This is a genomic window from Streptomyces avermitilis MA-4680 = NBRC 14893, assembly GCF_000009765.2.
Classification (GTDB): domain Bacteria; phylum Actinomycetota; class Actinomycetes; order Streptomycetales; family Streptomycetaceae; genus Streptomyces; species Streptomyces avermitilis.
This window is the reverse complement of sequence record NC_003155.5, coordinates 753,199-768,626: the sequence shown is the minus strand read 5'-3', so window position 1 is coordinate 768,626 and position 15,428 is coordinate 753,199. Positions and strand designations below refer to the sequence as shown.

Genomic DNA, 15,428 nt, shown 5'->3' with positions numbered 1-15,428 from the left:
TCACGCCCGGCGCACCAGCGCGCGGTCGCGCGTGCCGCCGTGCCGGATCCCGGACAACCCGAGAAGGACATCAGGTGATCACTCCTGTCCTCCCCGTGTCGCGCGAGAAGCGCGACGCGGGGCGCAAGGCGGCGGATCAGCCCGGCGCCATGGCATGGCCCGACGATGCGGCCACCGCCTGGGCCCTCGCCGCCCGCGCCGGCGACCCCGACGCCGTCGACCGCTTCGTGCGTGCCCTGCACCCCGACGTCGTCCGCTACATCACGCACCTCTCCTCCGACCGTCAGCTCGCCGACGACCTGGCGCAGGACACGTTCCTGCGGGCACTCGGCAGCCTGCACCGGTTCGAGGGGCGCTCGTCGGCGCGTACGTGGCTGCTGTCCATCGCGCGCCGCACGGTGATCGACAACGTGCGCTACACCGCGGCCCGGCCGCGGCTGCGTGACACGGACGACTGGACGGTATGGGCCGAGCGGGCCCAGCCGAGCGGTCTGCCCGGCTTCGAGGACGGTGTGGCCTTGCTCGATCTGCTGGACGCGCTGCCTGCTGAGCGCCGTGAGGCGTTCGTCCTCACCCAGCTGACGGGACTGCCCTACGAGGAGGCTGCCGAGGCCAGCGGTTGTCCCGTCGGCACGATCCGCTCGCGGGTGGCACGAGCCCGGGCGACCCTCGTCGCACTTCTTGTCGAGGCCGAGGAGTCGCGGGCCCCCGCCGCCGTCGCCGCGTGACGAAACGGGTGCCGGTGCCCACCGCCAGCGGGGGCACCGGCACCCTCCCCGGCATCCGGCCGGCCCTGACCGCCGAGGCTCATCTCACGCCCGCGGTCACGGTCGCCCGGACGGCGACCTTCCCGCTCTGACGGAACCACAGAAGGTAGGGCACCTTCTGACCGGCTTTCAGTACGGGGGGATCCAGGATCACGACCCCGAGACCTCCCGGCGCCATGCGCACCGTGCCGCCCGCCGGAACGTCGACGGCCCACACGGGCTCCGTACGCCCCGTCCCGGTGCGGCGCACTGTACGTCGCAGGAGGCTGACGCCCAGGTCCGGTGAGTCCGCGTACAGCAGCGTGTCCTTCGACGGGCCGGTGTTGCGGATCTCGAAATACGCGGCGGTCGAGCCGGAACCCGCGGACACCGCGACGATGTGTGCGTCGACGACCGTGATCCTGGGCGGCGGATCGCCTGCCGCGCCGGTCGCGGTGTACGCGACCATGAGGGCCAGCGCACCGCAGGAGGCGCCCAACGGCGGCGCGACGGTCCGTAAGGCGTTGACGAACCATGTGTTGCGCGTCGGGCGCATCACACGCATCAGGCTTCTCGGCTCCATACGTCAGAGGTCGGGGCGCGGTCCCTGCTGGTTCCCGGCCCCTGCCGAGCCGACCGGTTCCGCCCCGTGGTGGCGGGGAAAGACCCCTCCGGAGCCCGGATCGAACGCGGTTGCGGAAGTGCGGACCGTGGCGGGGGAGGGGGATCACGTGCTGGGTCTCGTGCGAGAGCCGAGGGACGATACACCGCGGGGTTGGCCGTGGGGACAGGAGGCCGCCCGAGCCGAACCCAGACGGAAGAGAATCGGCGGGGCCTGGCCCCTGGGCTTCGCCACCCTGGCCGTGCTGGCTGCCGGCTACGCCTGGCTCGGTTTCGTTGTGGAGGGTGTCCCCGGAGCCCTGGTGGGCTGTGCCGCTGGGCTGATACTGAGCGGGTTGCTCTGTCTGCTGGTGGATTCGGCGGTCTCGGCCCCACGGCCGGCGCACCGCAGAGTCCACGGCGCGGCGGAGGACCGCGGGCGTCTTCGCAGTCGCAGCTGACCAAAACACCGCGCGAACGGGGGAACTCGGCAGCCCGTCGGCGCGACTACTTGTTCGTGCGGCCGACGGGGGAGCAGGCACGTCGGAGTATGACCCGACGGCCGCATGTCCTCAAGTGCCGCCAAGGCAAGGAAAATTGGCCCGGAGAACGCGGGAACTCGAGCCCACGCGCGACCGACTACTAGTTCGACAGCGCAGCTCACCACCCGCTGACCACCGTGCGAGGCAGGCAGGTCGGCAGGTCGGAGCGCGGAACTTCGGGCGAAGGTGGTTCGGCACACGTGGAACGCAGACGTCTGTTGCAGTCCGCCACGACGGCGATCGGCGCCGTCTCGGCGGCCCCGCTCGCCGCCGGCACCGCCCACGCGGCCGTCCCGGCGCGTGCCCGCGGCGAAGACGGCGAGGTGCTACGCATCCGCACTGTCACCTTCGACGGCGTGGAGGAGCTGGACGGCGTGGAGAAGTTGCAGGTCTTCGGCCCGTTCGAAGTCTTCTCCGTGGCCGCCCGGGCCCATCCGGTGACGGTGAAACCGGTGACCGGCGGAGAAGCGGCCGAGATGACCTACAGCTTCGGCACGAGGGTGGCGGCAGCGGCCTGGTCCCCGCGCGACGCCGCTCTGATCGTCGTACCCGGTGGAGGCTTCGGCCGACGGGACAGCCCCGGCGTCTGGGCGGAGTTCGACAAGGAGCGGCTGCCGTCCGCCCCGCGCCACCTGGCCAGGAGTCACCTCGCCGAACGGGGAGCCCGGGTCGTGGACCAGCGAGTCGTCGACGACGGTGACCTGGTGACGGCCGGCGGGGTCGTCTCGTCGGGCATCGACGGCGCCCTGAGGCTGCTGGAGGGGGAGTTGGAAGGCGCTGCCGCCGCTCACGCGGAGGCGATCGTGGAGGTCGAGCGCCGGGGAACGGTGCTGCGGACATCGACCGCTGGCCAGTGACCCCGGCCGCCGAACTCCGGAGAACCGCATGACACCAGAGATAGAGAACGCCTTCGCCGCGATCAGAGCCGAGTTCGGTGCGGAATCGATCAGGCGGGTCGAGCAGATGCTGGAGCCGAGCGGGAGCGAGCGGCATCCGCTGCAGAAAGCAGCCAAGTGGATCATGCCGGGACTGTCTCCCACTCCCTGGCACGACCCGTACGCCTACGCCGAACTGGCCCCCGTCGTCCATGAACTGGAGGCCAGCCATCAGGCGATCAAGGAAGAGCTGAAGGTCGCATGGTCGGCGCGACGGGAGGCGTTCTCGGACTACGAGCACTACCTGACCCGCCAGGACAACTGGCAGGCCCTCTACCTCTTCCGTGAAGGAGGTATCACCGAAGAGTCGGCCGCAACGGTTCCCATCGCATATCAGGTGCTGAAAGACGTCGCCGTCGACACGGGAAAAATATGCCCTCTCCTGGAATGTCATTTCTCTACTCTGTTGCCGGGGGCCGTCATCGAACCCCATTGCGACCTGTGGAACTTCAGCATCAACCTGCATCTCGCCGTGGACATCCCTGACGGTTGCAGCATCACGGTCGCCGGGGAGACTCGCTCCTGGGAAGAGGGCAAGTGCCTGCTCTTCGACTACTCCTTCGAGCACGAGGCGCGCAACACGGGCACCCGCCCGCGTACCTGCCTGCTCATCGACCTCTGGCATCCGGAGACCACTGTTCCGGAGCGCCGGGCGCTGGTCGCCCTCATCACCGAGATCCGTCGGCTCATGGGGGAGGACTGACGCGGAGGTAGGAATACAGGAAAGCAAGGATCCCGGATAAAGCCTGGAAATACATCCAGGCCATATCCGGTGTCGCTGGTGTTCCTTTCCCGGCAGTCTCCGGCTGCCGGGTGTCAGTGCTGCTCTGATGTTCCGTGAATGTGCAATGCCTGTCGAGAAGTTGCCATTCACAATGCCGATCCGGACTGCTAACGTGACTGAAAACGATCGAGCTGCCGGAATTCCCCTCTGTGGAAATTCCAAATGTTGTGATCCCGAGGGGGGTGATCGATGATGTCCGTGACAGAGCCGGCGAAGGCTCCGCTCCGAAAGTCCATCGGACTTCCTCTGCTTGTTCTGGCGTCGGGTCAGCTCGTCATCTCGCTCGACTACAACATCGTGTACGTCGCTCTGCCCGACATCGGTGCAGGGCTGGGATTCTCCGACCACGACCTGCAGTGGGTGGTGAGCGCCTACGTCGTGGCCACCGGCGGCTTCCTGCTGTTGGGCGGCCGGGCCGCGGACCTGCTCGGCCGGCGCCGGATGTTCCTTGTCGCGGCGTCGCTGTACGCGGGGTCGTCCCTCGTGGGCGGCCTGGCTCAGACGCCCGGCGTCTTGGTCGCTGTCCGGGCGGTCCAGGGCATCGGCGGCTCCCTCCTGTTCCCGGCGACGCTGTCTCTGATCAACACCCTGTACGACGAAGGGCCCGACCGGAACCGGGCCTTGGCGGTGTGGGGTGCCGCGGGAGCCGGCGGGCTCTGCTTCGGATCTCTCCTCGGTGGAGTCCTGGTGGAGGCGTTCGGCTGGCCGTCGGTGTTCTTCGTCAATGTGCCCGTGGCGGGAACCCTCGCGGTGGCCGGATGGCGGCTGTTCCCCGCGGACGGCCCGTGGGACCGCTCACGGCACTTCGACGTGGCAGGCGCGCTGACCGCGACGGGCGGGATCACACTCCTGGTGTTCCTGCTGGTGCAGGCCCCCGCGGAGGGCTGGGACACACCCGCGGCCCTCGCGAGCGCGGTGCTGTCCCTCGGGCTGCTGGCGCTCTTCGCCGTCGTAGAGAGGCGATCCCGTGATCCGCTCGTACCGGCAAGGCTGTTCGCCGACCGCGGCCTGCTCGCGGCGATGGGGGTGACCGCCCTGTTCAGCGCCACATTCAGCTCAGTGCCGTACTTCCTGACCCTCTACTTCCAGACCGTCCACGGATACCGGGCGGTCGCCACCGGGTTCGCGTTCCTCGTGCCCGCTGTGGTGGTGGCCGTCGGTACGCAGGCCGGTGGACGGGCCGTGTCCGCTTTCGGGGTGCGCCGGATGCTGGTGGGAGGCATGGCGCTGGGTGCCGCCGGAGCCGCGGCACTCGGCCTGGCGCTCACCGCCGACGGCTCGTATCCCGCGCTCCTGCCGGGGATCGTGCTGCTGAGTGTCGGCCAGGGGGCCGCGTGGACGGGGATGTGGATCGCCGCGTCCGCCGGGGTGGCCCCCGGTGACCAGGGCATCGCCTCGGGACTGGCGTCGACCACCCTGCAGGTGGGCGGCGCGGTGGGCCTCGCCTTACTGGTCGGGGTCGCCGGCGGGGTTGGGCAGAACGCCTCCGGGCCTGGGCTCCTCGACGGCATCCGTACCGCCGTGTTCGTGATAGCGGGCGGCATCGGCTGCGGCGCGTTCGCACTGCTCGCCCTTCGCAGGACCACGAGTCCTTAGACACCCCCTTCCCCTCTCCGTTCCGTGTCCGGGCCTTGCGGCCCGTCCTCCGTCATGCCTGGAGATTCCCCATGTCCCCTACCGCCGCCGGTTCTTACGCCCCGGCAGCCGTCCTGTGCGGGCTGGCCGGATGGGTGCCGCCCCGTGTGGTGACCAACGAGCACCTCGCACGACGGCTCGACACCGACGACGCATGGATCCGCACACGGACCGGGATCCGCCGACGGCATGCCGTCGACCCCGGACAGGCGACGTCCGACCTGGCTGTCGAAGCCGGCCGCCGGGCGCTCGTCTGCGCCGCGACGGCCAGCGTCGACGCCGTCGTCGTCGCCACGACGACGCCGGACCACAGTTGCCCGGCCACCGCGCCCGCCGTTGCCGCACGGCTCGGTCTGACGGGAGCGGCCGCCTTCGACATCAGCGCCGTGTGCACCGGGTTCGTCTACGGCCTCGCCTCGGCCGCCGGACTCATCGCGGCCGGCGTGGCCGAACGGGTGCTGCTCATCGGGGCGGACACCTACTCCACGATCGTGGATCCCCTCGACCGGGCCAACGCGATCATCTTCGGCGACGGCGCGGGAGCCGTCGTCCTGCGCGCCGGACACCCCGACGAGCCCGGCGCGGTCGGCCACTTCGACCTCGGCAGCGACGGCGCTCACGAGGACCTGATCATGGTCGCGGCCGGCGGCTCCCGACAGCGCTCCCGTCCGGGCGAACCCAGTCGCCAGGACCGGCACTTCGGCATGCGGGGCAAGGAGGTCTACCGCCACGCGGTGACGCGCATGGCCGAGTCGGCGCGCGCCACACTGTCCCGGGCCGGCTGGAAGACCGACGACGTCGACCACTTCGTACCCCACCAGGCCAATCTGCGGATCCTGCACTCGGTGGCCGACGACCTCGGTCTCCCACGGGAGCGCTGCGTGACACATGTCGAGTCCGTCGGCAACACGGGCGCCGCGTCCATCCCGCTCGCCCTTGCCGACGCGGCCGCCGGACAGACACTCCGGCCCGGCGACCGGGTTCTGCTCACCGCCTTCGGAGGCGGCCTCACCTGGGGCTCCTGCCTCCTGACCTGGCCCACGCTCCCCGCGCCGGCCCCACCGTACGACCCGCACGCCCAAGGAGAACGGACGACGTCATGAGCACCACCTACGACCGACTGGTCGACATCCTCGCGAGGTTGCACGACGCCCCGGCGGACCGGATCCGCCCCGAGGCGACCCTCGGCGAACTGGACGTCGACTCGCTGACGACGGTCGAGATCAGCATCCGCATCGAACGCGACCTCGGAGTCGCCGTCGGCGATGACGAACTCCAGCCCGACCTCACCCTCGGCGATCTCGCCGGACTCGTCGACGCCCGCCAGGCAACCGTCTGACCTCCTCTCCTCCCACTCCACGAAAGGCGGCACCCATGCGGATCAATGAACGGCCCGGCACCGCGATCGGCGCGACGGTCGAGGGCTTCGACCACGCCACCGCCTCGGACGCCGACATCGCCGCACTCAAAAGCACCGTCTACACGAAGAAGATCGCCGTCCTGAAGGGCCAGGACCTCTCTCCCCAGGAGTTCCTCGAACTCGGCAAGCGGCTGGGGCGCCCCGAGACCTACTACGAGCCGATGTACCACCACCCGGAGGTCACGGAGATATTCGTATCCTCCAACGTGCCGGAGAACGGAAAGCAGATAGGCGTACCGAAGACCGGAAAGTTCTGGCACGCGGACTACCAGTTCATGCCTGACCCCTTCGGGATCACCCTGATCTACCCCCAGGTCATTCCGCGGCAGAACCGCGGCACGTATTTCATCGACATGGGCCGGGCATACGACAGGCTGCCCGAAGATCTCAAGAAGGAGATCGGCGGAACGTACTGCCGGCACTCGGTGCGCAAATATTTCAAGATCCGGCCCCACGACGTCTACCGCCCCATCTCGGAGATCATCGAGGAGGTCGAGCGGAAGACCCCGGCCGTCGTCCAGCCGACCACGTTCACGCACCCCATGACCGGGGAGACGGTCCTCTACATCAGCGAGGGCTTCACCATCGGCGTCGAGGACCAGGACGGCGAGCCGCTCGACGACGAGCTGCTCAAGCGACTGTTCCAGGCCACCGGCCAGCTCGACGAGACCTTCGAGCACGACAACATCCACCTGCAGAGCTTCGAGCAGGGCGACCTGCTGGTCTGGGACAACCGCAGCCTCATCCACCGCGCCCGGCACACGACCACCCCCGAGCCGACCGTCTCCTACCGGGTCACCGTGCACGACGAGCGAAAGCTACACGACGGGATCAAGGTGGCATGACGACGGCCCAGCACCCCACGGACGAGGACCTGTTGGCGCGCGTGCTGGTGCCCTACAAGGACCACTGCAAGTATCTGCGCTCGGCCGTCGTGACCGAGAGCGACACCGGACGGGCCGTCGCCCGCTGCGAGTTCGCGATTCCGGAGTCGTGCTATATCGACGACACCGGCCATCTGAATTCCGTCGAGGTGAACATCTGCTACAACCAGATGATGTACTACCTCGTCGCCAAGTCCGTGAAAGAAGGGCTCCTGGCGGGGTTCGAATCCTGGACGCTGGACGACTTCTGGAAGCATCAGCTCCCGGACATCCTGATCGCCCGCTTCGCCTCCAACTTCCGGCGGCCCGTCAACCCACGTGCATTCTCCGGGGAGATGGAATTTCAGTCCGTCACCCGGCGCGCCCCCGCAGGCGGCATCCCGTTCCTGCACGCCGAGACCGCCTACCGCTACTGGGACGCCGACTCGGGCCGGTGCGACGGCGAGGCCGTCCTGGCGTTCGTCAACATCCCCTGACGCGCTCCTGCCACCCACCCAGCGGCAAGAGAGGACCGAGACCTCCATGGCCATGGACAGGCTCCACCATCCGGAGCTTCAGACGCTCGTCCAGACCACGAGCTTCCACGCACGGAACCAGCCCACGACCCCCGCGGTTCTCTTCGAGGGCCGCACGGTCACGTACGAGCAACTGCACCGAGAGAGCAACCGCATCGCCCACGCCGTCCAGGCCGCCGGACTCACGCCGGGCGACCGGGTCGCGTACCTCGGCAAGGAGTCCGAGCACTACTACGAGATCCTCTTCGGCTGTGCCAAGAGCGGCACCGTGCTCGTACCCGTCAACTGGCGGCTGACCGCGCCCGAGGTCAGCCATATCCTGCGGGACTCCGGGACCCGACTGCTTTTCCTGGAGGAGGAGTTCGGGCCGATCGTCGAGAAGATGCCGACCGCACCCCCCGAAACGGTCGTCGGGCTCGGAGAGCCCTTCGTCGCCTGGAAGGCATCCCACCCCGACACCGACCCGACACCGCACGTCACCCCCGACACCCCCGTCGCCCAGCTCTACACCAGCGGCACCACCGGACTGCCCAAGGGCGTCGTCCTCGCCCACCGCAGCTTCTTCGCGATCCGTGACGCGCTGGCGAGCGAGGGGCTGGACTGGATCGACTGGCGCGCAGGCGACATCGCGCTGATCGGTATCCCCGGATTCCACATCGGCGGTCTGTGGTGGGCCACACAGAACTTCAACGCCGGAACCACGATCGTCGCGATGCGGGCCTTCGCCGCCCGCCAGGCCGTCGACCTCATCCGCGACCTCGGCATCACCACCGCCTGCGTCGTCCCGGCGATGCTCCGCATGATGCTGACCGAACCCCGCGTCAGCGCCAAGGACTTCACCACCCTGCGCAAGACCGTCTACGGCGGCTCCCCGATCTCCGAGGCACTGCTTGAGGAGAGCCTCGCCGTTCTCGACTGCGAGTTCGCCCAGATCTACGGCCTCACCGAGACCGGCAACACCGCTGTGTGCCTGCCCCCGGCCGCCCATGTCCCCGGCGGTTCCCTCATGCAGGCGGCCGGGCGGCCGTATCCGGGTGTGGGCAGCAAGGTGATCGACGGCGAGGGGCGCGAACTGCCGCCGGGCGCGGTCGGGGAGGTCTGTCTGGCCACGCCGGCCCACATGGTCGAGTACTGGGGACTGCCCGGCAAGACCGCCGAGACCCTCGTCGACGGCTGGATCCACACCGGGGACGCCGGCTATATCGACGAGGACGGCTACATCTTCATCCGCGACCGCATCAAGGACGCCATCCTCGTCGCCGGCGAGAACGTCTACCCCGCCGAGATCGAGAACGTACTGGAGCACCACCCCGGCGTAGCGGAGGCCGTCGTCGTCGGCGCCCCCGACGAACGCTGGGGCGAGTACGTGCACGCCTTCGTCGTCCCCGCGCCCGGACAGCGGCCCAGCCCCCGGGACCTGCACACCTTCCTCGTCCCGCGGCTCGCGAGCTTCAAGCTGCCCGCCCGCTACGAGTTCATCGAGAGCGTCCCGCGCAACCCCAGCGGAAAGATCCTGCGCCGCGAGCTGCGCGACCGCTTCTGGGACGACTCCGCACGCAAGGTCAACTGACCTTCCACCAGGCCCGAACGAGAGAGAACGACATGCCTGCTCCCCTCACGCTGGAGGGCTTCCGCGCGGACCTGGCGGAGTTCCTGTACCAGCGGCCCGACGAAGTCGACCTCGAAGAGAACCCCATGGACGCGGGACTGGACTCCCTGCGCATCGTCACCCTCCTCGAACGGTGGCGGGAGACCGGCGCCGACGTGACCTTCGTCGAACTCGCCGAGTGCACCTCGTTCGCCCAGTGGTGGCAACTGCTCTCCGCACGGCAGAGGGGAGCGGACCATGCCGACGCATGACAGCGACATGGATGACACAGCGCGGCGTCATCCGTTGCTGGCCGCTCAGGAAGGCATCTGGACCGGCCAGCAGCTCGACCCGGACAGTCCCGCGTACAACACGGCCGAGTACGTGCTCATCGAAGGACCGGTGGACACGGCCGTCTTCGATGCGGCCCTGCACCACGTGGTCGCCGAGACGGAGGCCCTGAACGTCGTCTTCGTCGTCGACGACCAGGGCCGCCCCTGGCAGGCAACCGCCCCGGTCGGCGACTGGCGCCTGCACACGGCCGACCTCACCACCGAGCCCAATCCGCACGCGGCGGCCCTGGCCTGGATGGGCGAGGACATGGCCCGCCCCGTCGACCTCGCGCGCGGCCCCGTCTTCGGCCACGCCCTGCTGCGCACCGCGCCGGAGCAGTACCTCTGGTACCACCGCGTGCACCACATCGCCCTCGACGGCTTCGGCCTGTCGCTGGTCGCCCGCCGAGTCGCCCAGGTCTACACGGCCCTGGCGGCGGGCGAGCGGGCGGCGGCCGGCGGCTTCGGCACGCTGGCCTCGGTGCGGGACGAGGAACGCGCCTACCGGGAGTCGCCCCGCTTCGCCAAGGCCCGCGCCTACTGGGCGGACCGGTTCGCGGACCGGCCGCCCGTGGCCACTCCCGCCGGCCGTACGGCCCTGCCCGCGCGCACGTTCCACCGGCGAGTGGCGGACCTCGACGCGGCGCAGACGCAGGCCCTGCGTGCCGTTGCCCGGGACCTCCAACTCACCTGGTCCGAGGTGCTGTTGGCCGTGACCGTGGCCCAGCTGCACCACGCGACCCGTGCACCGGAGATCGTCCTCAGCCTGCCGGCGATGGGACGTCTGGGCTCTGTGTCCCTGCGCGTTCCCTGCATGGTGCGCAACATCCTGCCCCTGCGCGTCGCCGTCACCGCCTCGGACAGCCTGCGCGACCTCGCGGCCCGCATCTCCCGCGAGCTGCGCGCCGGGCTGCCGCACCAGCGCTACCGCTACGAACAGCTGCGGCGCGACCTCAAGCTCGTCGGCGGACAGCGCCGGCTCTCCGGTCCTGGCGTCAACATCATGCCCTTCGAGTACGACCTGCGCTTCGCCGGACACCGGAGCACGGTCCACAATATCTCCGCGGGCCCCGTCGACGACCTGTCCGTCAACGTCTACGACCGTTCCGAGGGCGCGGGACTGCGCATCGCCGTGGACGCCAACCCCGACCTCTACGACGAGGCGGACGTCGCCGCACTCCAGGAGGGGCTGCTAGCCCTGCTCGAGGAGGCCGTCGCGGCCCCTGACCGGGCGCTCGGCGACCTGTGTGCGCGCGAGCCCGTCCCGGTCCTGGACGGTGGGCCGCTGCCCGGCCCCGTGCGCCCGGTTCTCGGCCTGATCGCCGACCATGCCGCCCGGCATGGCGGATTCGTCGCCGTCGAGCACGGCGGCACCAGCATCACGTATGCCCGACTCTTCGGATCGGCGCGTGCACTCGCGCGCCGACTGGCTGCCCGTCAGGTCGGCCACGGCGACCTGGTGGCCGTCGCCCTGCCGCGCGGTATCGACGCGATCACCGCCATCCTCGGAGTCCTGCTGTCCGGTGCCGCCTACAGCCCGCTCGACCCGACGGCGCCCCGGGCCCGCAGGGCGGAACTGCTGGACGACGCCCGGCCCGACCTCGTCCTCACCACCAGCGCCTTCGCCGACCGCTTCGGGGACCGGGCCGTTCTGCGACACGACGAGCCGGGACCAGATTCCGAAGCGGCCCAGTCGACGGCACCGACGCCCGAGGACCTCGCCTACGTCCTCCACACCTCGGGCTCCACGGGGCGCCCCAAGGGCGTCGAAGTCGGCCACCACGCCCTCGCGCACTTCGTCGCCGGCGCCACGCACCGCTACGGCCTTCACCACCGGGACCGCGTCCTGCAGTTCGCCCCCCTGCACTTCGACACCAGCCTCGAGGAAATCTTCCTCACACTGTGTGCGGGCGCCACGCTCGTCGTCCGTACCGACGACATGACCGAGTCGGTCCCCGGATTCCTGGACGCCTGCGCACGGCTGCGGATCAGCTTCCTCGACCTGCCTACGGCCTACTGGCACGAACTGGCGTACGCCGTTTCGACCGGTGCGGTCACTCTGCCGGCCGAGGTGCGCACCGTCGTCATCGGCGGTGAGGCGGCCCTCCCCGAGCGGGTCGAACGCTGGCGCACGGCCGTCGGCACGTCGGTCCGGCTGCTGAACACCTATGGGCCGACCGAGGCCACCGTGGTCGCCACCGTCGCCGACCTCCACGACCCCTCGCTCGCTCCGGGAGACGTCCCGATCGGACTGCCGCTGCCTGGCACCCGAGCCGCGGTCGTCGACGGCGAACTCCACCTCCTGGGCGACAACCTGGCCATCGGCTACCGCGGAGACCGGCCACCGGACACCTCCCGCTTCGCCCCTCTGGACCAGATCCCCGGAGCGCCCCGCGCCTACCGCACAGGCGACCTGGTACGGATCGGCGACGACGGGCAGCTGCGCTACCTGGGCCGGTCGGACACCGAGTTCAAGATCAGCGGACATCGAGTGCACCCGGCCGAAGTCGAGGGCGCCCTCCTTGGCCATCCGCGAGTCCGTGACGCGGTTGTCGTAGGGCTGGTGCTGGGCGACGGGACGCGGCGCCTGGTCGCGTACGTCGTCCCGGACGGGCCCGCCCCGGCCGTGGCCCTGATCAGGGACCACCTCCGGGAGACGCTGCCCGCGGCCATGATCCCGTCGGCCGTCGAGTTCCTTGACCGCCTGCCCCGGACGAGCTCAGGGAAGATCGACAGGAACGCGCTCGCCGCGACGACCCCCGACGGACATGTGCCGGAGCCCGGTGCGCAGGCCGCGACGTCCGACAGTGCACTGGTGCGCACCATCGCCGCCGTCTGGCAACAGGTGCTCGGCGTGGCCGCCGTCTTTGCCCGGGACGATGTGTTCGACCTGGGGGCCCACTCGCTCCAGGCCATCCAGGTCGCCAACCGCCTCGGCGTCGAACTGCACCGTGACCTCAAAGTCGCCTGGCTCTTCCAGCACCCGACCCCGGCCGAACTGGCGAGATTCCTGGAACAGCAGGAGCAGCCTCGCTCGGCCCCTCCCGGCCTTCCGGCGGCCCTGCTCGCCGACACCGTCCTCGATCCGGACATCCGCCCCGGCGACGGTCCCCGGGCGAGCGGCACGCCGGACAGAATCCTGCTCACCGGAGCCACCGGCTTCGTCGGCGCACATCTGCTGGCCGAACTCCTGACGAGCACCGGCGCGGAGGCCGTCTGCACCGTGCGCGCCGCTAGCCCCGCCGAGGCCACCGCCCGCATCCACCAGGCCCTGGAAACCCACCTGATCCACCTCCCGGACGCGGCGCGCGAACGCATCACAGCGGTCCCCGCCGACCTCGCCCGCCCCCGCCTCGGCGTGGACGAGGCACTCTTCGCCGACCTCGCCCGGACCTGCGGGGCGATCATCCACAACGCGGCGACCGTCAGCATCATGCGCGAATACGCCACCCTCCGCGCCGCCAACACCGAGTCCACCCGGGACCTGCTGCGCATGGCGGCTGTGCGCTCCATTCCCCTGCACTTGGTGTCGACCCTCTCCGTCGCCCCGCCCCTCGACCTCGCCCCGGAGGTACCGGAGGCGTTCCTTGCGGCCCACCCCGGACTGCGCCACGGCTACCAGCAGTCGAAGTGGGCGGCCGAGCGCCTGCTGGAACAGGCCGCCGAAAGAGGCCTGCCGGTCACCGTGCACCGGCTCGGCCGGATCGTCGGCCCACGCACCACTGGCTACGTGAACGAACGGGACTTCCTCTGGAGCGTGCTGCGCGCGGGGATCCCCGCGCGCATCGTCCCCGACCTGTTCGACGAGGAGACATGGACACCCGTCGACCACGTCGCCCAGGCCCTCGTCCACCTCTGCCTCGGACAGCGCCCGCCGGGAGCGACGGTTTTCAACCACGCCACCGCCCGCCCGGTGCGGCTGGCCGACGTCTACGACTGGCTGGAGGACTACGGCTATCCGCTGCGGCGCATGCCGCTGGCCCAGTGGCGTGCCGAACTGCCGCGATCCTCCGGTGACTCCGGCGTGGCGGCGACCATGCTCGCCTTCTTCGACGCCTGGGAGGCGAACCCCGACGACGCGACCGGGCCGGAGCTACGCCTGGGACGCGTCCGTGCCGACAACGTCGTGAACGGCCTGCACGGCAGCGGCATCACCTCCCCGCCCGTCGACCGTGACCTCGTCTTCCGTTACCTCGACCACTGCGTCACCACCGGAACGCTGCCCGCCCCGGCCGGGAAGCAGAGCCATCTCGCAACCCCGGCAAAGTAGTTGGGCATCTCCGGGAACTCACGGGCTGCACCCCCCGACTACTGCAACAGAACCCACCGCCTCACGAACACCCCGCAGCAAGGAGCCAGCATGTCGAAGAAACGGCCGGTCGCCGTCGCCCTGGCCGGCGCCCTCTGTCTGGTCACGGCGGCATGCGCCGACTCGTCGACCGACCAGGACGGCGCCACCGGCGACAAGGCGTCCGCGGCCGCCGCGAAGTCCGGTTATCCGGCGATCCTCGAGAACTGCGGAGTGTCCGAGAAGTTCACCAAGGCGCCCGGCCGAGTCGTCGTCATGAACGGCGCCTCGGTCGCCGAGGTCTCCACGCTGCTCTCCCTCGGCCTCGGCGACCGCGTCGTCGCCAACCAGCAGAGCTACGGAATGTCCGAGGTCCCCGGCCGCGCCAAGGCCATCAAGGCCCTGCCCAACGGCAAGGTCAAGCTCAACGACGCCTACGACATCCCGCGCGAGGCGATGATCGGGCTGCGGCCGGACCTGGTGCTGTCCACGACGTCGTACGGCTTCGACGAGAAGAACGGCTTCGCCACCCGCGACCAGCTCAAGGAGGTGGGCGCCCACACCTACGTCTCCCCGCAGGGCTGCGACCAGGACACCTCCAAGATGACCGTCGCCGACAGCTACACGCTGCTGCGCGACATGGGCAAGATCTTCAACGTCCGTGACCGCGCAGAGCAGCTGATCGCCGCGTCGGAGAAGCACATCGCCGAGATCTCCGCCAAGGTCAAGGGCGAGAAGCAGCCGAAGGTCATGGTTCTGTTCTCCAACATGGCCATGGGCGGCAACGACTTCAGCTCGGTCGTCGCCAAGGGCATCTACAACGACATCCTCGCCAAGGCCGGCGGCAGCAACGCCTTCGCGTCGGCCTCCAAGACCTCCTTCGCCGACCTGAGCAAGGAGAAGGTGGCCGCCACCGATGTCGACGCGCTCGTCGTCATCGGCTACAACGACCCGAACCCGGCGGCCTACGCCAAGAAACTGCTGAAGGAGTTCCCCCAGTGGCCGGCCGCGAAGAACAACACGTACGTGGCCCTGTCCGACTCGATGTACCTCGGCCCCAGCAACGACCTGGCCGTCGAGAAGATCGCCAAGGCTCTGCACCCCGACAAGTTCTGAGCCCGAGCCGCCTGCGGCTGCCGCTCGCCGTCGTCGGCCTGCT

13 protein-coding genes are annotated in these 15,428 nt (G+C 69.9%); 12 read left to right on the top strand and 1 reads right to left on the bottom strand.

Going from position 1 to position 15,428, the window contains the following annotated elements:
* The first annotated feature begins 74 nt into the window (after nt 1-74).
* Complete coding sequence (locus SAVERM_RS03560) at nt 75-728, top strand: sigma-70 family RNA polymerase sigma factor (RefSeq protein WP_010982052.1); 654 nt, start codon at nt 75-77, stop codon at nt 726-728.
* Nucleotides 729-807: 79 nt separating this feature from the next.
* Here SAVERM_RS03560 and SAVERM_RS03555 read toward each other — a convergent pair whose 3' ends face one another.
* The gene (locus SAVERM_RS03555; RefSeq protein ID WP_244905203.1) at nt 808-1,302 is read right to left on the bottom strand and encodes a copper chaperone PCu(A)C; all 495 of its coding nucleotides are present in this window, start codon (nt 1,300-1,302) and stop codon (nt 808-810) included.
* A 786-nt stretch (nt 1,303-2,088) separates the two neighbouring features.
* Between SAVERM_RS03555 and SAVERM_RS03550 the strand changes: the two genes are divergently transcribed.
* The 11 genes from SAVERM_RS03550 to SAVERM_RS03500 all read left to right on the top strand — a co-directional run bounded on the left by SAVERM_RS03550 (nt 2,089) and on the right by SAVERM_RS03500 (nt 15,385).
* Nucleotides 2,089-2,745, top strand: a complete 657-nt coding sequence (locus SAVERM_RS03550) for a type 1 glutamine amidotransferase family protein (RefSeq protein WP_037651171.1) — start codon at nt 2,089-2,091, stop codon at nt 2,743-2,745.
* A gap of 28 nt (nt 2,746-2,773) precedes the next feature.
* Nucleotides 2,774-3,526 carry an aspartyl/asparaginyl beta-hydroxylase domain-containing protein gene (locus SAVERM_RS03545; RefSeq protein ID WP_010982049.1) on the top strand — a complete coding sequence of 251 codons (753 nt, stop codon included), beginning with the start codon at nt 2,774-2,776 and terminating at the stop codon, nt 3,524-3,526.
* 273 nt (nt 3,527-3,799) lie between these two features.
* Complete coding sequence (locus tag SAVERM_RS03540) at nt 3,800-5,203, top strand: MFS transporter (protein ID WP_037651257.1); 1,404 nt, start codon at nt 3,800-3,802, stop codon at nt 5,201-5,203.
* Between the two features lie 71 nt (nt 5,204-5,274).
* Nucleotides 5,275-6,345: a beta-ketoacyl-ACP synthase III gene (locus SAVERM_RS03535; protein ID WP_010982047.1), complete on the top strand. Its 1,071-nt coding sequence runs from the start codon at nt 5,275-5,277 to the stop codon at nt 6,343-6,345.
* Nucleotides 6,342-6,581, top strand: a complete 240-nt coding sequence (locus SAVERM_RS03530; protein WP_010982046.1) for an acyl carrier protein — start codon at nt 6,342-6,344, stop codon at nt 6,579-6,581. The genes SAVERM_RS03535 and SAVERM_RS03530 overlap by 4 nt, the downstream gene beginning before the upstream one ends.
* A gap of 35 nt (nt 6,582-6,616) precedes the next feature.
* Nucleotides 6,617-7,507 (top strand): (3R)-3-[(carboxymethyl)amino]fatty acid oxygenase/decarboxylase, encoded by an 891-nt coding sequence (gene scoE / locus SAVERM_RS03525; protein WP_010982045.1) that lies wholly within the window; start codon nt 6,617-6,619, stop codon nt 7,505-7,507.
* Nucleotides 7,504-8,022: a (2E)-enoyl-ACP glycyltransferase gene (gene scoD, locus SAVERM_RS03520; RefSeq protein ID WP_010982044.1), complete on the top strand. Its 519-nt coding sequence runs from the start codon at nt 7,504-7,506 to the stop codon at nt 8,020-8,022. The genes scoE and scoD overlap by 4 nt, the downstream gene beginning before the upstream one ends.
* Before the next feature lie 46 nt (nt 8,023-8,068).
* Entirely contained in the window at nt 8,069-9,631 is a 1,563-nt protein-coding gene (locus tag SAVERM_RS03515) for a fatty acid--CoA ligase (protein WP_037651173.1), read from the top strand.
* Nucleotides 9,632-9,663: 32 nt separating this feature from the next.
* Nucleotides 9,664-9,921, top strand: a complete 258-nt coding sequence (locus tag SAVERM_RS03510; RefSeq protein ID WP_010982042.1) for a phosphopantetheine-binding protein — start codon at nt 9,664-9,666, stop codon at nt 9,919-9,921.
* Between the two features lie 7 nt (nt 9,922-9,928).
* Nucleotides 9,929-14,251: a non-ribosomal peptide synthetase gene (locus tag SAVERM_RS03505; RefSeq protein WP_010982041.1), complete on the top strand. Its 4,323-nt coding sequence runs from the start codon at nt 9,929-9,931 to the stop codon at nt 14,249-14,251.
* A gap of 90 nt (nt 14,252-14,341) precedes the next feature.
* Complete coding sequence (locus tag SAVERM_RS03500; RefSeq protein WP_010982040.1) at nt 14,342-15,385, top strand: ABC transporter substrate-binding protein; 1,044 nt, start codon at nt 14,342-14,344, stop codon at nt 15,383-15,385.
* Nucleotides 15,386-15,428 lie beyond the last annotated feature (43 nt).

Coding starts and splice junctions, on each gene's coding strand:
- SAVERM_RS03555 (WP_244905203.1), bottom strand. CDS start 1,302: ATGCGCCCGACGCGCAACACATGGTTCGTCAACGCCTTACGGACCGTC.
- SAVERM_RS03545 (WP_010982049.1), top strand. CDS start 2,774: ATGACACCAGAGATAGAGAACGCCTTCGCCGCGATCAGAGCCGAGTTC.
- SAVERM_RS03540 (WP_037651257.1), top strand. CDS start 3,800: ATGTCCGTGACAGAGCCGGCGAAGGCTCCGCTCCGAAAGTCCATCGGA.
- SAVERM_RS03535 (WP_010982047.1), top strand. CDS start 5,275: ATGTCCCCTACCGCCGCCGGTTCTTACGCCCCGGCAGCCGTCCTGTGC.
- SAVERM_RS03530 (WP_010982046.1), top strand. CDS start 6,342: ATGAGCACCACCTACGACCGACTGGTCGACATCCTCGCGAGGTTGCAC.
- scoE (WP_010982045.1), top strand. CDS start 6,617: ATGCGGATCAATGAACGGCCCGGCACCGCGATCGGCGCGACGGTCGAG.
- scoD (WP_010982044.1), top strand. CDS start 7,504: ATGACGACGGCCCAGCACCCCACGGACGAGGACCTGTTGGCGCGCGTG.
- SAVERM_RS03515 (WP_037651173.1), top strand. CDS start 8,069: ATGGCCATGGACAGGCTCCACCATCCGGAGCTTCAGACGCTCGTCCAG.
- SAVERM_RS03510 (WP_010982042.1), top strand. CDS start 9,664: ATGCCTGCTCCCCTCACGCTGGAGGGCTTCCGCGCGGACCTGGCGGAG.
- SAVERM_RS03505 (WP_010982041.1), top strand. CDS start 9,929: ATGGATGACACAGCGCGGCGTCATCCGTTGCTGGCCGCTCAGGAAGGC.
- SAVERM_RS03500 (WP_010982040.1), top strand. CDS start 14,342: ATGTCGAAGAAACGGCCGGTCGCCGTCGCCCTGGCCGGCGCCCTCTGT.